Source organism: Streptomyces sp. NBC_01622 (genome assembly GCF_045209635.1).
Taxonomy (GTDB): domain Bacteria; phylum Actinomycetota; class Actinomycetes; order Streptomycetales; family Streptomycetaceae; genus Streptomyces.
In genome coordinates this window covers 9,522,157-9,536,531 of sequence record NZ_CP109293.1, presented here as the reverse complement: position 1 = coordinate 9,536,531, position 14,375 = coordinate 9,522,157, and the positions used below count along the sequence as shown (strand labels likewise).

General features: G+C 69.9%; 25 protein-coding genes. 3 read left to right on the top strand and 22 right to left on the bottom strand.

Annotated elements, in window-relative coordinates; translation table 11 throughout:
• Positions 1-175: 175 nt before the first annotated feature.
• The 20 genes from OH768_RS44225 to OH768_RS44130 form a co-directional block, all read right to left on the bottom strand.
• Positions 176-382, bottom strand: a complete 207-nt coding sequence (locus OH768_RS44225) for a hypothetical protein (protein ID WP_406462309.1) — start codon at positions 380-382, stop codon at positions 176-178.
• The gene (locus tag OH768_RS44220; RefSeq protein WP_406462308.1) at positions 379-567 is read right to left on the bottom strand and encodes a hypothetical protein; all 189 of its coding nucleotides are present in this window, start codon (positions 565-567) and stop codon (positions 379-381) included. Before OH768_RS44220 ends, OH768_RS44225 begins: the two co-directional genes overlap by 4 nt.
• A gap of 8 nt (positions 568-575) precedes the next feature.
• Complete coding sequence (locus OH768_RS44215; RefSeq protein ID WP_406462307.1) at positions 576-1,031, bottom strand: hypothetical protein; 456 nt, start codon at positions 1,029-1,031, stop codon at positions 576-578.
• An 86-nt stretch (positions 1,032-1,117) separates the two neighbouring features.
• Entirely contained in the window at positions 1,118-1,960 is an 843-nt protein-coding gene (locus OH768_RS44210; RefSeq protein WP_406462306.1) for a helix-turn-helix domain-containing protein, read from the bottom strand.
• Positions 1,957-2,493, bottom strand: coding sequence for a DUF6879 family protein (locus tag OH768_RS44205; RefSeq protein ID WP_406462305.1), 537 nt, complete (start codon positions 2,491-2,493; stop codon positions 1,957-1,959). The genes OH768_RS44210 and OH768_RS44205 overlap by 4 nt, the downstream gene beginning before the upstream one ends.
• 5 nt (positions 2,494-2,498) lie before the next feature.
• A complete protein-coding gene (locus tag OH768_RS44200) occupies positions 2,499-2,735 on the bottom strand; it encodes a hypothetical protein (protein WP_406462303.1) in 237 nt (78 codons plus the stop codon).
• 244 nt (positions 2,736-2,979) lie between these two features.
• Positions 2,980-3,387 carry a hypothetical protein gene (locus OH768_RS44195; RefSeq protein ID WP_406462302.1) on the bottom strand — a complete coding sequence of 136 codons (408 nt, stop codon included), beginning with the start codon at positions 3,385-3,387 and terminating at the stop codon, positions 2,980-2,982.
• 226 nt (positions 3,388-3,613) lie between these two features.
• Positions 3,614-5,779 (bottom strand): FtsK/SpoIIIE domain-containing protein, encoded by a 2,166-nt coding sequence (locus OH768_RS44190; protein WP_406462300.1) that lies wholly within the window; start codon positions 5,777-5,779, stop codon positions 3,614-3,616.
• Positions 5,780-5,864: 85 nt separating this feature from the next.
• Positions 5,865-6,044: a DUF6257 family protein gene (locus OH768_RS44185; protein ID WP_406462298.1), complete on the bottom strand. Its 180-nt coding sequence runs from the start codon at positions 6,042-6,044 to the stop codon at positions 5,865-5,867.
• 3 nt (positions 6,045-6,047) lie between these two features.
• A complete protein-coding gene (locus OH768_RS44180) occupies positions 6,048-6,287 on the bottom strand; it encodes a hypothetical protein (RefSeq protein WP_406462296.1) in 240 nt (79 codons plus the stop codon).
• A complete protein-coding gene (locus tag OH768_RS44175; protein ID WP_406457082.1) occupies positions 6,284-6,418 on the bottom strand; it encodes a hypothetical protein in 135 nt (44 codons plus the stop codon). The genes OH768_RS44180 and OH768_RS44175 overlap by 4 nt, the downstream gene beginning before the upstream one ends.
• Positions 6,419-6,524: 106 nt before the next feature.
• Positions 6,525-6,848: a hypothetical protein gene (locus tag OH768_RS44170; protein ID WP_406457080.1), complete on the bottom strand. Its 324-nt coding sequence runs from the start codon at positions 6,846-6,848 to the stop codon at positions 6,525-6,527.
• Complete coding sequence (locus OH768_RS44165) at positions 6,845-7,021, bottom strand: hypothetical protein (RefSeq protein WP_406457078.1); 177 nt, start codon at positions 7,019-7,021, stop codon at positions 6,845-6,847. The genes OH768_RS44170 and OH768_RS44165 overlap by 4 nt, the downstream gene beginning before the upstream one ends.
• A complete protein-coding gene (locus tag OH768_RS44160) occupies positions 7,018-7,377 on the bottom strand; it encodes a hypothetical protein (RefSeq protein WP_406462294.1) in 360 nt (119 codons plus the stop codon). Before OH768_RS44160 ends, OH768_RS44165 begins: the two co-directional genes overlap by 4 nt.
• Complete coding sequence (locus OH768_RS44155; RefSeq protein WP_406462292.1) at positions 7,377-7,745, bottom strand: DUF6907 domain-containing protein; 369 nt, start codon at positions 7,743-7,745, stop codon at positions 7,377-7,379. Before OH768_RS44155 ends, OH768_RS44160 begins: the two co-directional genes overlap by 1 nt.
• Positions 7,738-8,064 (bottom strand): hypothetical protein, encoded by a 327-nt coding sequence (locus OH768_RS44150; RefSeq protein ID WP_406462291.1) that lies wholly within the window; start codon positions 8,062-8,064, stop codon positions 7,738-7,740. Before OH768_RS44150 ends, OH768_RS44155 begins: the two co-directional genes overlap by 8 nt.
• A complete protein-coding gene (locus OH768_RS44145) occupies positions 8,061-8,438 on the bottom strand; it encodes a hypothetical protein (protein WP_406462290.1) in 378 nt (125 codons plus the stop codon). The genes OH768_RS44150 and OH768_RS44145 overlap by 4 nt, the downstream gene beginning before the upstream one ends.
• Entirely contained in the window at positions 8,435-8,818 is a 384-nt protein-coding gene (locus tag OH768_RS44140; RefSeq protein ID WP_406462288.1) for a hypothetical protein, read from the bottom strand. Before OH768_RS44140 ends, OH768_RS44145 begins: the two co-directional genes overlap by 4 nt.
• Positions 8,815-9,270, bottom strand: a complete 456-nt coding sequence (locus OH768_RS44135; protein WP_406462287.1) for a DUF6907 domain-containing protein — start codon at positions 9,268-9,270, stop codon at positions 8,815-8,817. Before OH768_RS44135 ends, OH768_RS44140 begins: the two co-directional genes overlap by 4 nt.
• A complete protein-coding gene (locus tag OH768_RS44130) occupies positions 9,270-9,749 on the bottom strand; it encodes a hypothetical protein (RefSeq protein ID WP_406462285.1) in 480 nt (159 codons plus the stop codon). Before OH768_RS44130 ends, OH768_RS44135 begins: the two co-directional genes overlap by 1 nt.
• Before the next feature lie 213 nt (positions 9,750-9,962).
• Here OH768_RS44130 and OH768_RS44125 point away from each other — a divergent pair, with 213 nt between their 5' ends.
• The 3 genes from OH768_RS44125 (at position 9,963) to mug (ending at position 12,487) form a co-directional block, all read left to right on the top strand.
• The gene (locus OH768_RS44125) at positions 9,963-10,370 is read left to right on the top strand and encodes a hypothetical protein (RefSeq protein ID WP_406462283.1); all 408 of its coding nucleotides are present in this window, start codon (positions 9,963-9,965) and stop codon (positions 10,368-10,370) included.
• A 132-nt stretch (positions 10,371-10,502) separates the two neighbouring features.
• Positions 10,503-11,945, top strand: a complete 1,443-nt coding sequence (purB, locus tag OH768_RS44120) for an adenylosuccinate lyase (RefSeq protein WP_406462282.1) — start codon at positions 10,503-10,505, stop codon at positions 11,943-11,945.
• Positions 11,942-12,487 (top strand): G/U mismatch-specific DNA glycosylase, encoded by a 546-nt coding sequence (gene mug, locus OH768_RS44115; RefSeq protein WP_406465690.1) that lies wholly within the window; start codon positions 11,942-11,944, stop codon positions 12,485-12,487. The genes purB and mug overlap by 4 nt, the downstream gene beginning before the upstream one ends.
• A gap of 214 nt (positions 12,488-12,701) precedes the next feature.
• Here the strand turns inward: mug and OH768_RS44110 are convergent, their stop codons facing one another.
• Both OH768_RS44110 and OH768_RS44105 read right to left on the bottom strand, forming a co-directional pair.
• A complete protein-coding gene (locus tag OH768_RS44110; RefSeq protein WP_406462281.1) occupies positions 12,702-13,424 on the bottom strand; it encodes an ABC transporter permease in 723 nt (240 codons plus the stop codon).
• A gap of 2 nt (positions 13,425-13,426) precedes the next feature.
• Complete coding sequence (locus OH768_RS44105) at positions 13,427-14,347, bottom strand: ABC transporter ATP-binding protein (protein ID WP_406462279.1); 921 nt, start codon at positions 14,345-14,347, stop codon at positions 13,427-13,429.
• Positions 14,348-14,375: the final 28 nt, after the last annotated feature.

Genomic DNA, 14,375 nt, shown 5'->3' with positions numbered 1-14,375 from the left:
CGGCCCCGGCCAGGATGCACCTACGGCCGGGGCCTGGACCCGCCCGCCCTCCGCTGAGACTGGGGTACCGAGGACGGGCGGGAGTTCGTACGGCGGCCGTCCCCGACGGGGGTGCGGAGACGGCCGCCCATCCTGCTACCGACAACCTTCGCCAGCAGCAGGGGTTACGGGGCAGTCAGTCGCCCGACCGTGCGGCCTTCGCGATCAGGACGCGGGCGAAGATACGGAGCAGGACCGGATCCGGCTCGACGAGGTCGGCATGGGCGCGGTGTGCGTAGACGTCCCGTCCCGGGCCGCTCATGCCCTCCTCGTGCCACAGGAGCAGAGTGTCGTCCGGGTCGGTAAGCGGGCCGTCGCAATACCGGCAGAAGCGCACGGTCATGAAGCGCTCCCAGTACCGGCCGGGCGGTGGTGGTTGCGGATCTCGACGCTGCAGTCCGTCGCCCGCGAGAGGTCCCCGTCCCGGGTGGCTTCGGTCCGCTGTCGGGCCAGCGCGGCGCACACCCCGCAGTCTGCCGGCGGCGTCGGTTCGTCGAGGGGAAGTCCGAGGGTGATGGGCGGGTCCATGTCCGTTCTCATCGAGCAGCCTCCGAGAGTCGTCCGCCCGGGCCGAACGCGGCACCCAGCAGTACGGGATCGGTCAACCGGCCGGTACCGTCCGGCCGTTCCAGCCACATGCAGCCGTCCACCGCGTACAGGACTGGCGGGCAGTCGAGGACCCAGCCGGAACACCGGACGGTGAGCTGCCGTACGTCGTCCAACTGGTCGCCCACATCGGGCGGAAGGAGCCACCAGACCAGTTCGGTGTCCACGTTGGCGAGGACCGGACCCAGGCGCTTGGAGCCGATCCGATGCATGGCGTGGACGGACGGCAGGAGGGGTGCCTCGGCGGCACGCCAGTGAATGCCGGTGGGGAAGGGGGCGAGTTCCTCGCGGTCCCATCGGCGGCGCGCGCCGGTGGGTTCAGCAGTGCAGGACAGCAACCAGTCCTGGCCTTGCTGCCTGAGCGACAGGGCGGGCTTTGTGGCCATGACCAGGACGTTAGGAACCTGCGCCACGGACGCGCGCGCCGATTGCGCGCGATTGCGGACCTGCTACCGGGGTTGGGGCGGATTGCTCACGCGAGGTCGAGAGCGGCCCGCGCACGGCCGATGAGCCGGTGCGCCTGGGGGCCGTAGACGGCACCCTCGTCGAGGCGATCCCACACCCGTCCATATAGGGCGACGTCCTCGGCTGATTCGAGGGTGAACTCCGTGTTGATGGTCTCGACGATGACGCGTTCCTCGTCGAAGATCCAGAACCCGTGCTTCGGGCTGAGCTTCAACTGCACCCCGAACGGCACGATGCCGAGCGCCACGGTGTTCAGGCCGATCAGCCCGACGAGCCGGTCAAGCTGGCCGGCCATCGTCTCGTGCGGACACACGAGGGCATGGAGGGCGCCCTCCCAGATCAGGACGCGGAAGGCCTTGTGCGCCTCGTACAGCACCTCCTGGCGCTTCATGCGGGCGCGTACCGCGTCCTCGGTATCGCGTGGCGACTGCATCAACTCCGCGTTGTGGAGCAGCAGATGCCGGGCGTAGTCCGGGGTCTGGAACAACCCGGGGATGACGGTGGCCTCATAGCCGCGCACGGTGGACGTCCGGCGGTACTCGGCGACATACCTTTCCTGCACGCCGCGGTGTCCGGTGGAGAGTTGGCGGCGCCACGACCGGGCTTGGGACTCGAGACCCCGCAGGCGGCTCTTGAGATCCTCGGCCTCGGCCGGGACGCCGAGCGTGTGTGCCCACGCGTCGAGGTCCTCGGCGGTCGCGGTCTGCTTCCCCAGTTCCAGCCGCGACACTTTCGACCGTTGCCAGCCCAGCCGCTCCGCAAGGTCCTTGCCCTGGAGGCCGGCCTCGGTGCGCAGCTCGCGTAGCCGCACACCGAGGGCCTCGCGGCCGGACTGGAAATCGGTGCTCACCCGACAGACGGTACCTGCGCCTGGAACTGGCTGGTAGGTACCGCGAAGTGCAGGGCAGCGTCCCGGGCCTGGCAGGCGCGTACGACGCTCTCGGCGTCTTCGAGGACCTGCACGCCGAGGGTCACGCCCTGGTCGTCGATGACGAACTTCACGAGGGTGCGGGAGTCGAAGAGCCAGAAGTCGTAGTCCGGCAATCCGATCCGTACGGCGTCTGTGCGGTAGAGGTTGCGGATGTCCTCGCCGGCGGCCACGTTGCCCAGGCCGGTCGCTAGCAGGAACCGCTGCCCCTCGGTCGGCGGATCGTCGACCAGGCGCACCCGCCCGTAACGCTTCCCGGCCTGGGTCTGCTCGCGCACGCCCACATGCCAGGGGCTGGCCGGGTCGTAGCCGAAGGTCTCCCCTCGCTGGAAGCGCGGCCAGTTGGGGCTGACGCGGTCGGTCGCGTAGCCGCGCTGGGTCTCCAGCCGCCAGGCGGTGTGCTCGAAGTCGGTGAACAGGTGGGTGATCTCGTCGAACGGGATCAGGTCCGGCACGCGTTCTACTCCTTGGTCTGCGGCTCGGCGGTCGACTCAGTGTCCCGTGGGGCGAAGCGGGTGAGCAGCTCGCGCGGGATCCGTACGAACGTCTCGGAGTCCTTCACGTCTCGGAGTTGGGCGAGATGCTCGGGGTCGGTCTCGCGTTCGCCCTGGACGAGGATCTCGCCGGTCTCGACGACCTCGTACAGGGTCGGGCAGTTGCCGTGCTCGGATGTGGTGCCGATGAACTTGAGCGTCATGTCGCCCTCCATCTGCGCTGGTTGGAGTCTCAGCATGCTGCGGCCCATGCGTGTCCGCTGGGGAATTGCGCGAGATTGCGCCCGCTGAGGGTCTGTTGGGATCGTGCGCGCAACCGGACCCGGCATGACGAAAGGCCCCCAGAGTGGTCGTGAGGACCACGCAGGGGGCCGAACTGTCCAAGCTATCGGGCGGGTCCGACAGCGGCGCTGGGGTCAGTGGGCGCCGTCCTCGTACGTACGACGGCTACCCGGCCGCGTACGCCTTACGGCACTCGGCGTGGACGACGAGGCCGGACTGCCTGACGGCGTCCGAATCCTCAGGGGACAACGCACTTGGCGCGGGGCTGGCGTCGGCGTAGCGCTGCGCGATAGCGGCTAGATCACTGAGGGTGTCAGCAAGCCGGTTCCACAGAGGATCCGAGACGGCCGCTGCAGCGGCCCGGTTGGCCACGTCGTTTTGCAGACGTGCCATGCCCGCCCAATCGGTACTGGATCCGTCGTTCCAGTCGTCCCTACCGCCTGGCTTGACTCCGAGGTCTTCGCAGACGCCTTGCACTTTGGTGGCGGCCTCGTTGCTGTCGTTGCCGCTTGAGCAACTGGCGAGCATCGCGGCGGCGAGTATCGCAGCGATGCAGGCGGTAGTGGTGCGCATCGTGACGGGATCCTGTCGGACGATCTGGGTGGCGGCTGTTAGGAGACTCCTGTGATGGCGCAGAGGTTGTGCGCCGGCCAGGGAGGGAGGCGGGGCGGGGGAGGCTGAAGTGCCCGTTTCCCGTTTCCCCGGGGTCCGCCTCCCTGTCCTCCCTCGCCTCCCTGAGCGATGTATTGGCAGGTCAGGGAAGGGAGGTAGATCAGGGAGGCGGTCAGGGAGAACTCCCTCAGTCTTCGGTGCCTCCCTCGTCTTCGGAGCCGTCCTCCAAGGCGGCGAGGCGTTCGAGGACGGCGTCCTGGACGCGGTCGCGGGCGACGACCATGACGCCGTCGCTCTTGTACGGCTCGGCCCCGTACGGCTCCAGCTCGGCCTTGAGGTCGCCGAACGTCCAGTCCGCATAGACGGCGTCGTTGCGGGTCTGGAGGCGGTGCAGTACTTCCTGTGTGCGCACCCGGCTGTCCTCGCCGAGGACGACGCAGATGTCGGAGAGGTGGTCGACGGGCCGTTCGACGTCCAGCGTCTGCACAGTGGCGACACCATGCCGGCGAGCCTTCGCCCGGTCGGTGAGCACGACGGCGTCGTCGCCGGAGATGAAGTACGTCCGCACGGTCACGGAGACCTGGCCCGGCTCCATCCTGACCCCGCCCGCGACGACGAGGGTTCCGCGGTCGAGGTCGCGGCGCAGTTTGTGCGGGGCGGCGCCGGCGTCGACCGGGGCCTCGCCGAGCGCCATCTTGGCCTGCGACTCGGTGCCCAGGACCAGGCTGCCACGGATGTGGTTGCCCTCGCGGGACCGCTTGGGCAGGTTCTCGTCCGTCGGGTCCTGCGTGCCCTCCCAGATCGTCACGTTCACCGCGCGGCCCTGGTCGTGGATCTTCTTCACGGCCTGAAAGTAGCGGCTGGTGGCCTTGCTGCCGCCGTAGGGGCGGCCGTCTGGGCTCTTGGCGGTGGACCCGTAGGCGACCTGCGCCTCGTCGACGATGATGACGACCGGCCGGAAGCGGGAGTCCGTGCGGGCCATGTCCCTGGTGACGCCCTCGGTCGAGCCGGACTCTTCGAGCAGGCCGATGCGCTTCTGCATCTCGTCGACACCCCACTCGACGACGTCCGTGGCCTGCGCCACGTGGGCGTCGGTCGGTCCCTGGATGAGGACTTGGGCCAGACCGAGGAAGGCCCGCCAGTCGCCGACTCCCTTGAGGTCGGCGATGTAGAAGTCGACGGTCGGGTCGAGGGCGAGCCACAGGGCGAGGGCGCGCAGGGAAGCGGTCTTGCCCTGGTTGGAGAGGCCGGTGAGCAGGATGTGCCGCTGGAACACGGAGACGTCGACAAGGTCGCCGCGCAGGTTCTGCCCCCACGGTGCGGCGCCGGTGTAGTAGTCGGCGGTCACGTCCTCGCTGAGCATGAGCGGCGAGACGCCGATGGGCTCGTCGAGAGCGCCAGAGTCGGCGATCCACAGGCGGACGGTGCGGGGCTGCGGCGGGATGCTGATGAACACCTCGTGCTCATGCCGGTTGAGGTTCTCGGCGAGCTTGCGGCGCCGGTTCTGGATCTCCTCGGTGGAGACACCGGACGGCAGGGTGACGTCGACCTCGACGCCGCAACCGGCGATCCGGATCCCGGACAGCATGGCCGCGCCCACATCCCCCATGGCCTCGATTCCCTTGCGCAGGGCGGAAATACCCAGGTCGCGGAAGGCGACGACGACGATCGACGGGGTGATCGGGCCGCCCATGTCGCGGTCCTGGATCGGGAGCGCCCACTGGGGCGCGGTGTGCTGGTGGCGGCCGACGGCCCACACGGCGGCGAGGCCGATCCACGGGGCGGCGAACAGGAACGGGTCCCAGACGATGCCGCCGATGACCGCGACCCAGCGCACCAGGTCGATGACGGTCTCGATGGGCGTGAGGACGTCGTGGACGTCGTGATTGGCCCAGGCGAGCAGGATGCCGAGCAGGAAGAGGATGCCCGCGCCGGTGGCGGTGGCGTAGCCGATGGCCTTGGGCGCGTACATCATGGTGCGGATGAGGTCCATGCGGCGGCGGTGGCGGGCGGCCCGGTAGCTCTGGGCGCGCTGCTCCCACTCCTTGATCTCTTCCATCAGCCCGGCGGCTTCAGCGGCACGGATCATGCGTTCGTAGCGGGAGACGGTGCGGCCGTCCCATGTGCGGCGGGCGACGATGCGGGACCCGCCGAACACGTAGGCGCTGTGTCGTACGGCGGCCCGGTAGGCGGTGTGCTCGCGGGCTTCGACGACGACGTGCCTCAGGCTGTCGATGCGGATACGACGGCGGGGCCGTGAGGTGTCCTCGATGGGCTCGGCGGCGGCCGGGGCCGCAGTCTCGGGCGGGGTGTCGTGGATGCCCTCTGGCGTTTTGATCAGGTCGACGGTCATTCTTGAATCTCCGGTCGCTTCACGTGTGGTCCGGGACCCGGGGACGGCGGCAGCTTGCAGGCAGGACGCCGTCCCCGGGGTGTAGCTACTTCGTGCCGTTCTTGCGCTTGAGCGCGCGCTTCTCGATGCGCTTGACCTTGTTCTTCAGGTCGTCGATGTAGACGGTCGGGCCGGCGAGTCCGCGCTTGGCCATGCGGGTGTGCAGCAGGGCAAGGTGGAACTTCTCGCCGCCCGTGAAGTCCGAGAGCTTGAGGTCGTCAGCCATGGGTCAGTACTCCGTTCCGGCGGTGGGGAGTTCGGGCAGCGGCTCGGGCAGCACGGCGGCGATGATGGCGGTGTAGGACTGCGCGACCTCGGCCCACAACCGGCCGGCGGTGGCGAGGGGTTCGACCTTGTGCCGGAAGTCCTCGTCGCGGGCGTACCGCTCGGCGTCCCGGGCGAGCTTCTCGGCCCTGGCGGTGGCGTTCCACGCAAGCTGGACGTACTGCTCTTGGGTGGTCTTGCTCATCGGTCGTCGTCCTCTACGGAGGCGTTCATCTGCGCGTCCAGCAGGGCGGCTTCTACGTCGGGGCATTCGCCTCGGGTGATCTCCTCGTACACGGCCTGCGAGGCGAGAAACATGCGGTCTTGGAAGGTCACGGTGGGTCCTTCTGGTCGTGGGCCGGACTGTCCGGCCCCACCGCACCCCCGGTGATCGCTTTACGGAAGCCCATAAAGTGATCACCAGAGAGCACGGAAGGGCAGGTCAGCGGCCCTTCATGACGTCGCGCCAGATGGAGCGGAGGACGAGGGCGAGGATCGCGACGGACAGGCCACCGATCGCGATGGCGATCGACGCGAACGCGATGCCGATCCCGCCGACGCACACAGCGCAGGCGATGGCCAGCCACTCGCCGGCACTGCGGCCGGGCTTGGCCTGGTGACTGCACGTCGGCGGTGCGGGCTGCTGCTGGGTGCTGGCGAGCTTCGCCAGCTCGACTGCGGCCAGGGCGACTTGTACGGCCGCAGTGTTCACGGCCGCTTCCGTCACCGCGGCCTCCGCCTTGTCCAGTGGAGAGGGTTCGGTCACGGCGCCCACCCTCTGACCCGCCGGGTGACGGTCGGCCGCACGGCGAGACCGACACCGAACGCGACCAGGACGGGCTTGCCGAGGATCGCCGCGGCGATGGCGGCGACGACCGCGAGGAGCGACGGGAACACGGCCAGCAGACCGAGGAGCGCGCCTACGACCAACCACCTCACGACCGCACCCCCTGCCGGTCGTCGGCGGCGAACCGGGCCTGCATCCGCCGGCGGATTGCCTCCGCAGCAACGTGGATCGCGAACCGTGCGACGTCCTCGGATTGCGCCCGGTATGAGGCGGCGAGGAGGTTCAAGTCCTGCCGCAATTGTGGGCTCTCAGGCAGCAGCAGGCCGGGCGCAGGCTCTGCCGCAACCGTGACCGTCTCGGTCACAACTGCCGGGGGCGCCTCGCGCAGGTCCCTGCGTACGGTGTCGGCGGAAACCTCCAGCTCAGACGCGATATCAGCCGGGTTCATGCCGTGCTCCGTGAGGTGCGCGACAACGATCCTGCGAGTCGCACGGGACATGGCAGCCATCACGCATCCCCCCGCAGCCGGAGCGCCTCGGCGGCGACCTCGTCGAGGAGGTCGGCGGCCTCCCGCAGCCGGGCCGCTACACCCGGGATCGCCTCGGCGGTGAAGTCGGCCTCCATGTCCAACGACACCGACACCACCGGATGAGGCTCCGGCACCGACACCAAGTACGGGGCGTGCGAGATCTGAGCGACCAGGAATCGGGCGCTGCCGAGAGGGGTCTCGACGCTGGCCGAGGTCTCGCGGCCGGTGTGCGTGAGGTCGGTGAAGTACTGGGCGCCGTCGTGCGGGGCAACGCACCAGTCGGGTTCGGGGATCGGGACGATCCGCGTCTCGATGACGGTGACGTCGACCATGCGGGGCTCAGGCATGGGGCACGCCCTTCGTGCTCCAAGCCATGGCGACGGGCCAGTCCGTGGCGTCGGCGCCGTGCCACTTCGCGAGGAGGCCGCGGACGGTGTACTCCCGCTCCAGACCGACGATGTAGGGGGCGGCGATGACGTGGGAGAGCTGGCCGGACGGGGTGACCATGACCCCCGCCATGAACTCGCGGCCCACAGGCCAGTCGTCGGGCGCCGGCCGGGTCACGACCGTCACGCCGAGGGTGTACAGCAGGTCGTCGTACGGCATGGTCAGGAAGTCCCAGCGGGTGAAGGCGGATCCGCTGCTGGTGCGGGGCGCGGTGCTCATCGGCCCTCACCTCGCTCGTCGGCGAGGAAGGCGGCGACGGTGGGGAACGCACGGTCGACGGAGCGGCGGACGGCCTTGTCGGCGGCCTCGGCCTCCTCGGCGGTGAGCTTGCTGCGGAGGAAGTCGGCCTCCCAACCGATGTCGCTGCTGGTGCCGTCGTTGACGGCCTTGAGGACGGTGTGGGCCCAGCCGCCGCGGTCCCTGATCCGCTCGTCGTAATCGACGGTGGCGTAGTCGAGGGTGAGCGCGTCGAGGACGGCGGACAGCAGCCGGCGCAGTTCGCGGGCTTCGGCGGACGGGTTGGTGACGGGCCCGGGCAGGGCGCCCACCGCGAGGGTGGGCGCCTGCTCGGCCGGTGTGGGCCGGTTGTTCATACCGTGACTCCCTGGCGCGGCCAGGTGCGGCGCATGGCGTCGCGGTGATCGCCGTCGTGGTCGTGACGCTCGACGCACAGGAGCCGGTCGCGGAACGTCTCGTCGGTGTCCTCCACGCCCGACAGCAGGTCTCCCGTGGCCGGGTCGCGGTCGGGGCGACGCTGGCAGCACTGGGCGAGGATCTGCTTGGCCTCGACCCGGATGTGGGCGGTCGGCTCTCCCGAGCGCGGGGTGTTGGTGCGGCCTTTTCCGAGTGCGGCGATCGTGTCCACCGCAATCTCGTCAGCCAGGGCGGCCGTGTACCACTGCGGGAGGGTCTTTTGCATCGCTTGGTGGACGGCGGCGGTGATGACCTCGTCGAAGTCGAGGGCGGTCGTCATGCCGCCACCTCCTGCTGGTGGTGCGCGCGGGCGGTGCGGGACAACTGGCGGACCTGGGCAGCGAACGCGACCATGCGGTCGGCGAGGGCGTCGGCCATGTCCGGGGTGAGGAACGCGAGCTCGCCTCCCTCGTCGACCACGATGTGCGCCTGCCGGGTGTGCCAGTCCGTGGTGGCCGGGTCCAACTTGATCTGCACGTGCAGGTCGAACGCCGGGCTGGGGCTTTCCAGGGTGGCGATGGCGAGGCTTTCGGCGCGCGACGTGTGGATGATGTCCTCGACGGCGAGCTGCACGTCCACGACGTGGTCCGTGACGCACCAGTCGGGGCACTCGATCCACACGACCTGGGGGGCCAGGCCGAGGTGGCCGATCGTGGCGGGCACCAGGCGGTGACCGGGGGAGACCTGCGGGACCGGGGCGAGGCCGGCGGCCGGGGCGTGGTTGGTACGCATCAGGCAGCCACCGCCGTCAGGGTCTCGATGCCGGCCAGGACCTCGACGCGCTCCACCTTGAGGGACGGGGCGCACTCCTTCATGGGGACGGGGCCGAGACCGAGCTTCTTGTAGGTGGCGGTGATGGCGGCGAGGTCCGGGGTCTGCCGGGACGACGGGGTGCGGAACACGCGCCACGTGCCGTAGAGGCCGGCGGGCAGCTTGTCGAGGATCTTCTTTGCGGCGCGCTTGCCGCGGTCGGCGCGGCGGGCCTGGTCGGCGGCACGCTCGTACTCGCGGGCGGCCGTCTCGATCTGCTCGACCGGCGGCAGCTCGTCGGCGTCCAGGACGTCGGCGGGGTCCGGGGCCTCGACGACCTCGGCGTCCGCCTGCCCGGCGGGGGCGAGGGAGCGGAGGGTGTCGGCGGCCGACTCGACGAGGCTGCCGATCATGGCGCGGACCGTACGGGCCGTACGGGGTGACGTGAGAAGGTGAAACACGCGGGTCTCCCTGGTGGATCAGGTGGATTCCGTAGGCCCTCGGTCGGAGTTCGTACCTCCGCCGGGGGCCGCTTGCGTTGTCGGCTGGTTTCCCTTCCGACACCTCCACTCTAGGGAACATGGTGTTCCCTCGTCAAGGGGTTCACGCACTGGACAATCGGCATGTCGTGCGTAACATCAGGTTCCATGACTTCAGATGGAACACTATGTGTCATGGATAAGCGATCACTGACGCAGCTGGCGCAACGGTTCCGAGACTCCGAAGCGCGGACCGAGATCCTGCGGCAAGAGCTGGCGGCAGCGATCAGGCAGGCCACGGTCGACGACGTTCCGCAGAAAGACATCTGCGAGGCCACCGGCTACACCCGCCAACAGGTGCGTCGCATCGTGCTGGCCGGCGACGACTGCTCACCGGCTCAGGCCGAGGCCGCCGTGGCGTGGTTCGCCTCGCTCGGCCACGACGTCGACCTCGACGCCCCCGAGACGGACGCCCACGGCCGACGGATCTGGCGCTGCCGTAAGTGCGGTAGCCACGTATCCGTGAGCGCCTCGGGCGAGCCGCATTCGCCGAGCGGCGAGGCGCGGTGCATCCATGAGGCCGAGACGGCCGCCGAATCCTGACGAGCCGACGGCCGTCTCACACACATCTCACAGACCCACCGAAGAGCGCAGGTCGGAACGTACCCGACCTGCGCTCTCTGGACTCCATGGACGGTGCGGACCCCCTATGGACGCCGGGTAAACTCCGTACACGTGACTTCCGCTGCCGCCAAGCCCCGCATCCCGAACGTCCTCGCCGGACGTTACGCCTCCACCGAGCTCGCCACGCTCTGGTCCCCCGAGCAGAAGGTGAAGCTGGAGCGGCAGCTCTGGCTCGCTGTGCTGCGGGCCCAGAAGGACCTCGGGATCGAGGTGCCGGACGCGGCGATCGCGGACTACGAGCGCGTCCTCGACCAGGTCGACCTGGGCTCGATCGCCGAGCGCGAGAAGGTCACGCGGCACGACGTGAAGGCGCGGATCGAGGAGTTCAACGATCTCGCCGGGCACGAGCAGGTCCACAAGGGCATGACGTCCCGGGACCTGACGGAGAACGTCGAGCAACTGCAGATCCGGCTCTCCCTGGAGCTGATGCGCGACCGTACGGTGGCCGTCCTGGCCCGGCTCGGCAAGCTGGCCGGTGAGTACGGCGAGCTGGTCATGGCCGGCCGCTCGCACAACGTGGCCGCGCAGGCCACCACCCTCGGCAAGCGTTTCGCGACCGCGGCCGACGAACTCCTCGTGGCATACGGCCGGGTCGAGGAGCTGCTCGGCCGCTACCCGCTGCGCGGCATCAAGGGCCCGGTGGGCACGGCTCAGGACATGCTGGACCTGCTCGGCGGTGACGCGGCGAAGCTCGCGGAGCTGGAGCAGCGGATCGCCTCCCACCTCGGTTTCTCGCAGGCGTTCACCTCGGTCGGCCAGGTGTACCCGCGCTCGCTGGACTACGAGGTCGTGACCGCGCTGGTGCAGGTCGCGGCGGCGCCCTCCTCGCTCGCGAAGACGATCCGGCTGATGGCCGGGCACGAACTGGTCACCGAGGGCTTCAAGCCGGGCCAGGTCGGTTCCTCCGCGATGCCGCACAAGATGAACACCCGCTCCTGCGAGCGCGTCAACGGCCTGATGGTCATCCTGCGCGGCTACGCGTCGATGACCGGCGAGCTGGCGGGCGACCAGTGGAACGAGGGCGATGTCTCCTGCTCGGTGGTGCGCCGGGTCGCCCTCCCCGACGCGTTCTTCGCGCTCGACGGTCTGCTGGAGACGTTCCTGACCGTGCTCGACGAGTTCGGCGCCTTCCCGGCCGTCGTGGCGCGGGAGTTGGACCGCTATCTGCCGTTCCTCGCGACGACCAAGGTACTGATGGCCGCCGTCCGCGCCGGTGTCGGCCGCGAGGTCGCGCACGAGGCCATCAAGGAGAACGCCGTCGCCTCCGCGCTGGCGATGCGGGAGCAGGGCGCCGAGCGCAACGAGCTGCTGGACAAGCTCGCCGCCGACGAGCGCGTCCCGCTGGACCGCGCCCAGTTGGACGCCCTGATGGCCGACAAGCTGTCCTTCACCGGTGCCGCCGCCGACCAGGTCGCCGCCGTGGTCGCCCGCGTCGAGGAGATCGCGAAGCAGCACCCGGAGGCCGCGGGCTACGCCCCGGGGGCGATCCTCTGACCCGCTTGACCCAGGCCGAGCTGGAGGCCGCCCGCGACCGTCTCGTACCGGACGTCGTCGCGGACGGCCTCGGTGTGCTGTTCTGCGGCATCAACCCGGGACTGATGACGGCGGCCACGGGCCATCACTTCGCCCGTCCCGGCAATCGCTTCTGGCCGGTGCTGCACCTGTCGGGCTTCACACCCAGACTCATGAAGCCTGCGGAGCAGGGCGAGTTGCTGTCGTTCGGGCTCGGCATCACGAATGTGGTGGCTCGGGCGACGGCACGGGCCGACGAACTGAGCGCGGAGGAGTACCGGGAGGGCGGGCAGTCGCTCGCGTCGAAGCTGGCGGGGTGGAAGCCGCGGTGGCTGGCAGTGCTGGGCGTCACGGCCTACCGGGCCGCATTCGACGACCGTCGGGCTCAAGTGGGGCCGCAGCAGCGGATGTTCGGGGACACGCGGGTGTGGGTGCTGCCCAATCCGAGCGGGCTGAACGCGCATTGGACGGCGGCGACGATGGCGGAGGAGTTCGGGCGGTTGCGGGACGCTGCGCTGGGGTGACGGGTCACGGTGGGTCAGGGCACCGGTATCTCCTCGCCCCGCTCCATGCGGACCCCGGGCCCAGGCGTGCAGCGACCCGAGGTGCTCGGCTCCGCAGGGAGCTTCTGGGCGCAGAACCGGTCGATAGGTGGCGAGGTGCTTCGCGATGATGTCCATGTGCTCCAGTGAACCGGCCACCACTGACAATCGGCAGGGCGTCAGTGGCTTCCCCGGATCAGGCGTCCCGGTGCCGCACACTCCACGCCCCGGCCGCCAGCGCCGCCGCCGTCCACAGGGCGGTCACCGCGAGCCCGGTCCAGGGGCCCATCGCGCCGTCCCAGGTCGCGTGCAGCGCCACCTGGCCGGCCCGGTCGGGCAGCAGGTCCGCGATGTTGTTCGACATGTCGCCGACCACGAAGGACACGATCAGCAGGAACGGGATGAGGATGCCCAGCGTCGCCGCACCGCTGCGCAGCAGCGCCGTGAGACCGGCCGCGAACAGCGCCATCAGCGTGAGATAGACGGCGCAGCCGACGACACCGCGCACCTGCTCCGCCCAGCCGAGCCCGTCGGCTTCGGAGCCGAGGACCGCCCGGCCCACCAGCAGGGTCACGACACCGGTGACCAGGCCGACGGTCAGCACGGGTACGGCGATCGCCGTCGCCTTGGCCGCGAACCAGCGGCCCCGGCGCGGCACCGCGGCCAGCGACAGCCGTAGTGCTCCGCCCTGGAACTCGGAGGACACGGCGGCCGTGCCGAAGGCGATCGCCGCGATCTGTCCGAAGCTCACGCCGAAGAAGACCGAGAAGAGCGGGTCGAAGTCGTCTCCCCCGGTGTCGGACGAGGCGAGCGCGGAGAAGAGGGCCGTCACCGCGAGGATCGTGGCGAGGGACGCGATCTGGGAGCGCAGGGTACGGATCTTGATCCACTCGGAGTGGAACACGGGCGTGAATGCCATGGTCAGGCCTCCTGGTGCGGTGCGGTGAACTCGGTCTCGGCGGCGGTCAGATCGAGGTAGGCCTGTTCCAACGTGCCCTCTGCGGAGGTCAGTTCGAGGATCGGTACGCCCGCCGCGGACAACAGGGTGCCGATCTCGTCCACGCGTGCGTGCGTCACGGTCCAGTGCCCGTCCCCGTGCTCCACGGCGTCGTGACCGTGCCCGGCGAGCGCGGCCTTGAGGGCACCGGCGTCCGTCGTACGGATCCGTACGTGGGGCTGCACACGTGCGTCGATGAAGTCCCGCATGGGGGTGTCGGCGAGGAGTCGGCCGCGTCCGAGGACGACCAGGTGGTCGGCGAAGGAGCCGGTCTCGTTCATCAGGTGGCTGGAGACCAGGACCGTGCGGCCCTCCGCCGCCAGTCGGCGCAGCAACTCCCGGATCCAGACGATGCCTTCGGGGTCGAGACCGTTCGACGGCTCATCCAGCAGGATGACTTCGGGGTCGCCCAGGAGAGCACCCGCGATGCCCAGCCGCTGCCGCATGCCCAGGGAGTACGTCTTCACCCGGCGTCGCGCGACCGACGCGAGTCCCGTCTCCTCCAGCACCGCGTCGGCCCGGGTGACCGGGATGCGGTTGCTCGCGGCCAGGGCACGCAGGTGGTCGCGGCCGGTGCGGGAGCCGTGGGCCGCCTGGGCGTCGAGCAGCGCGCCAACATGGCGCAGCGGCTCGGTGAGTTCGGCGTAGGGGCGGCCTCCGATGGTGGCGGTTCCGGAGGTGGGCCGGTCGAGGCCGAGGACGAGGCGCATGGTGGTGGACTTTCCGGCGCCGTTGGGGCCGAGGAAGCCGGTCACCTTGCCGGGACGGACGCCGAAGGTGACATGGTCCACGGCCCGCCGGTTGCCGTACTCCTTGGTGAGGTCTCGTACGTCGATGCTGGTCATGGCCAACAGCCTTGCTGTTCAAGGGGGT

Bases quoted from the DNA above. Each gene is read 5' to 3' on its own strand.
- OH768_RS44125 (WP_406462283.1), top strand. From the start codon at position 9,963: ATGGATAAGCGATCACTGACGCAGCTGGCGCAACGGTTCCGAGACTCC.
- OH768_RS44145 (WP_406462290.1), bottom strand. From the start codon at position 8,438: ATGAACAACCGGCCCACACCGGCCGAGCAGGCGCCCACCCTCGCGGTG.
- OH768_RS44195 (WP_406462302.1), bottom strand. From the start codon at position 3,387: ATGCGCACCACTACCGCCTGCATCGCTGCGATACTCGCCGCCGCGATG.
- OH768_RS44155 (WP_406462292.1), bottom strand. From the start codon at position 7,745: ATGCCTGAGCCCCGCATGGTCGACGTCACCGTCATCGAGACGCGGATC.
- OH768_RS44190 (WP_406462300.1), bottom strand. From the start codon at position 5,779: ATGACCGTCGACCTGATCAAAACGCCAGAGGGCATCCACGACACCCCG.
- OH768_RS44105 (WP_406462279.1), bottom strand. From the start codon at position 14,347: ATGACCAGCATCGACGTACGAGACCTCACCAAGGAGTACGGCAACCGG.
- OH768_RS44160 (WP_406462294.1), bottom strand. From the start codon at position 7,377: ATGGCTGCCATGTCCCGTGCGACTCGCAGGATCGTTGTCGCGCACCTC.
- OH768_RS44185 (WP_406462298.1), bottom strand. From the start codon at position 6,044: ATGGCTGACGACCTCAAGCTCTCGGACTTCACGGGCGGCGAGAAGTTC.
- OH768_RS44110 (WP_406462281.1), bottom strand. From the start codon at position 13,424: ATGGCATTCACGCCCGTGTTCCACTCCGAGTGGATCAAGATCCGTACC.
- OH768_RS44200 (WP_406462303.1), bottom strand. From the start codon at position 2,735: ATGACGCTCAAGTTCATCGGCACCACATCCGAGCACGGCAACTGCCCG.
- OH768_RS44215 (WP_406462307.1), bottom strand. From the start codon at position 1,031: ATGGCCACAAAGCCCGCCCTGTCGCTCAGGCAGCAAGGCCAGGACTGG.
- OH768_RS44220 (WP_406462308.1), bottom strand. From the start codon at position 567: ATGGACCCGCCCATCACCCTCGGACTTCCCCTCGACGAACCGACGCCG.
- OH768_RS44135 (WP_406462287.1), bottom strand. From the start codon at position 9,270: ATGCGTACCAACCACGCCCCGGCCGCCGGCCTCGCCCCGGTCCCGCAG.
- OH768_RS44140 (WP_406462288.1), bottom strand. From the start codon at position 8,818: ATGACGACCGCCCTCGACTTCGACGAGGTCATCACCGCCGCCGTCCAC.
- OH768_RS44225 (WP_406462309.1), bottom strand. From the start codon at position 382: ATGACCGTGCGCTTCTGCCGGTATTGCGACGGCCCGCTTACCGACCCG.
- OH768_RS44150 (WP_406462291.1), bottom strand. From the start codon at position 8,064: ATGAGCACCGCGCCCCGCACCAGCAGCGGATCCGCCTTCACCCGCTGG.
- OH768_RS44180 (WP_406462296.1), bottom strand. From the start codon at position 6,287: ATGAGCAAGACCACCCAAGAGCAGTACGTCCAGCTTGCGTGGAACGCC.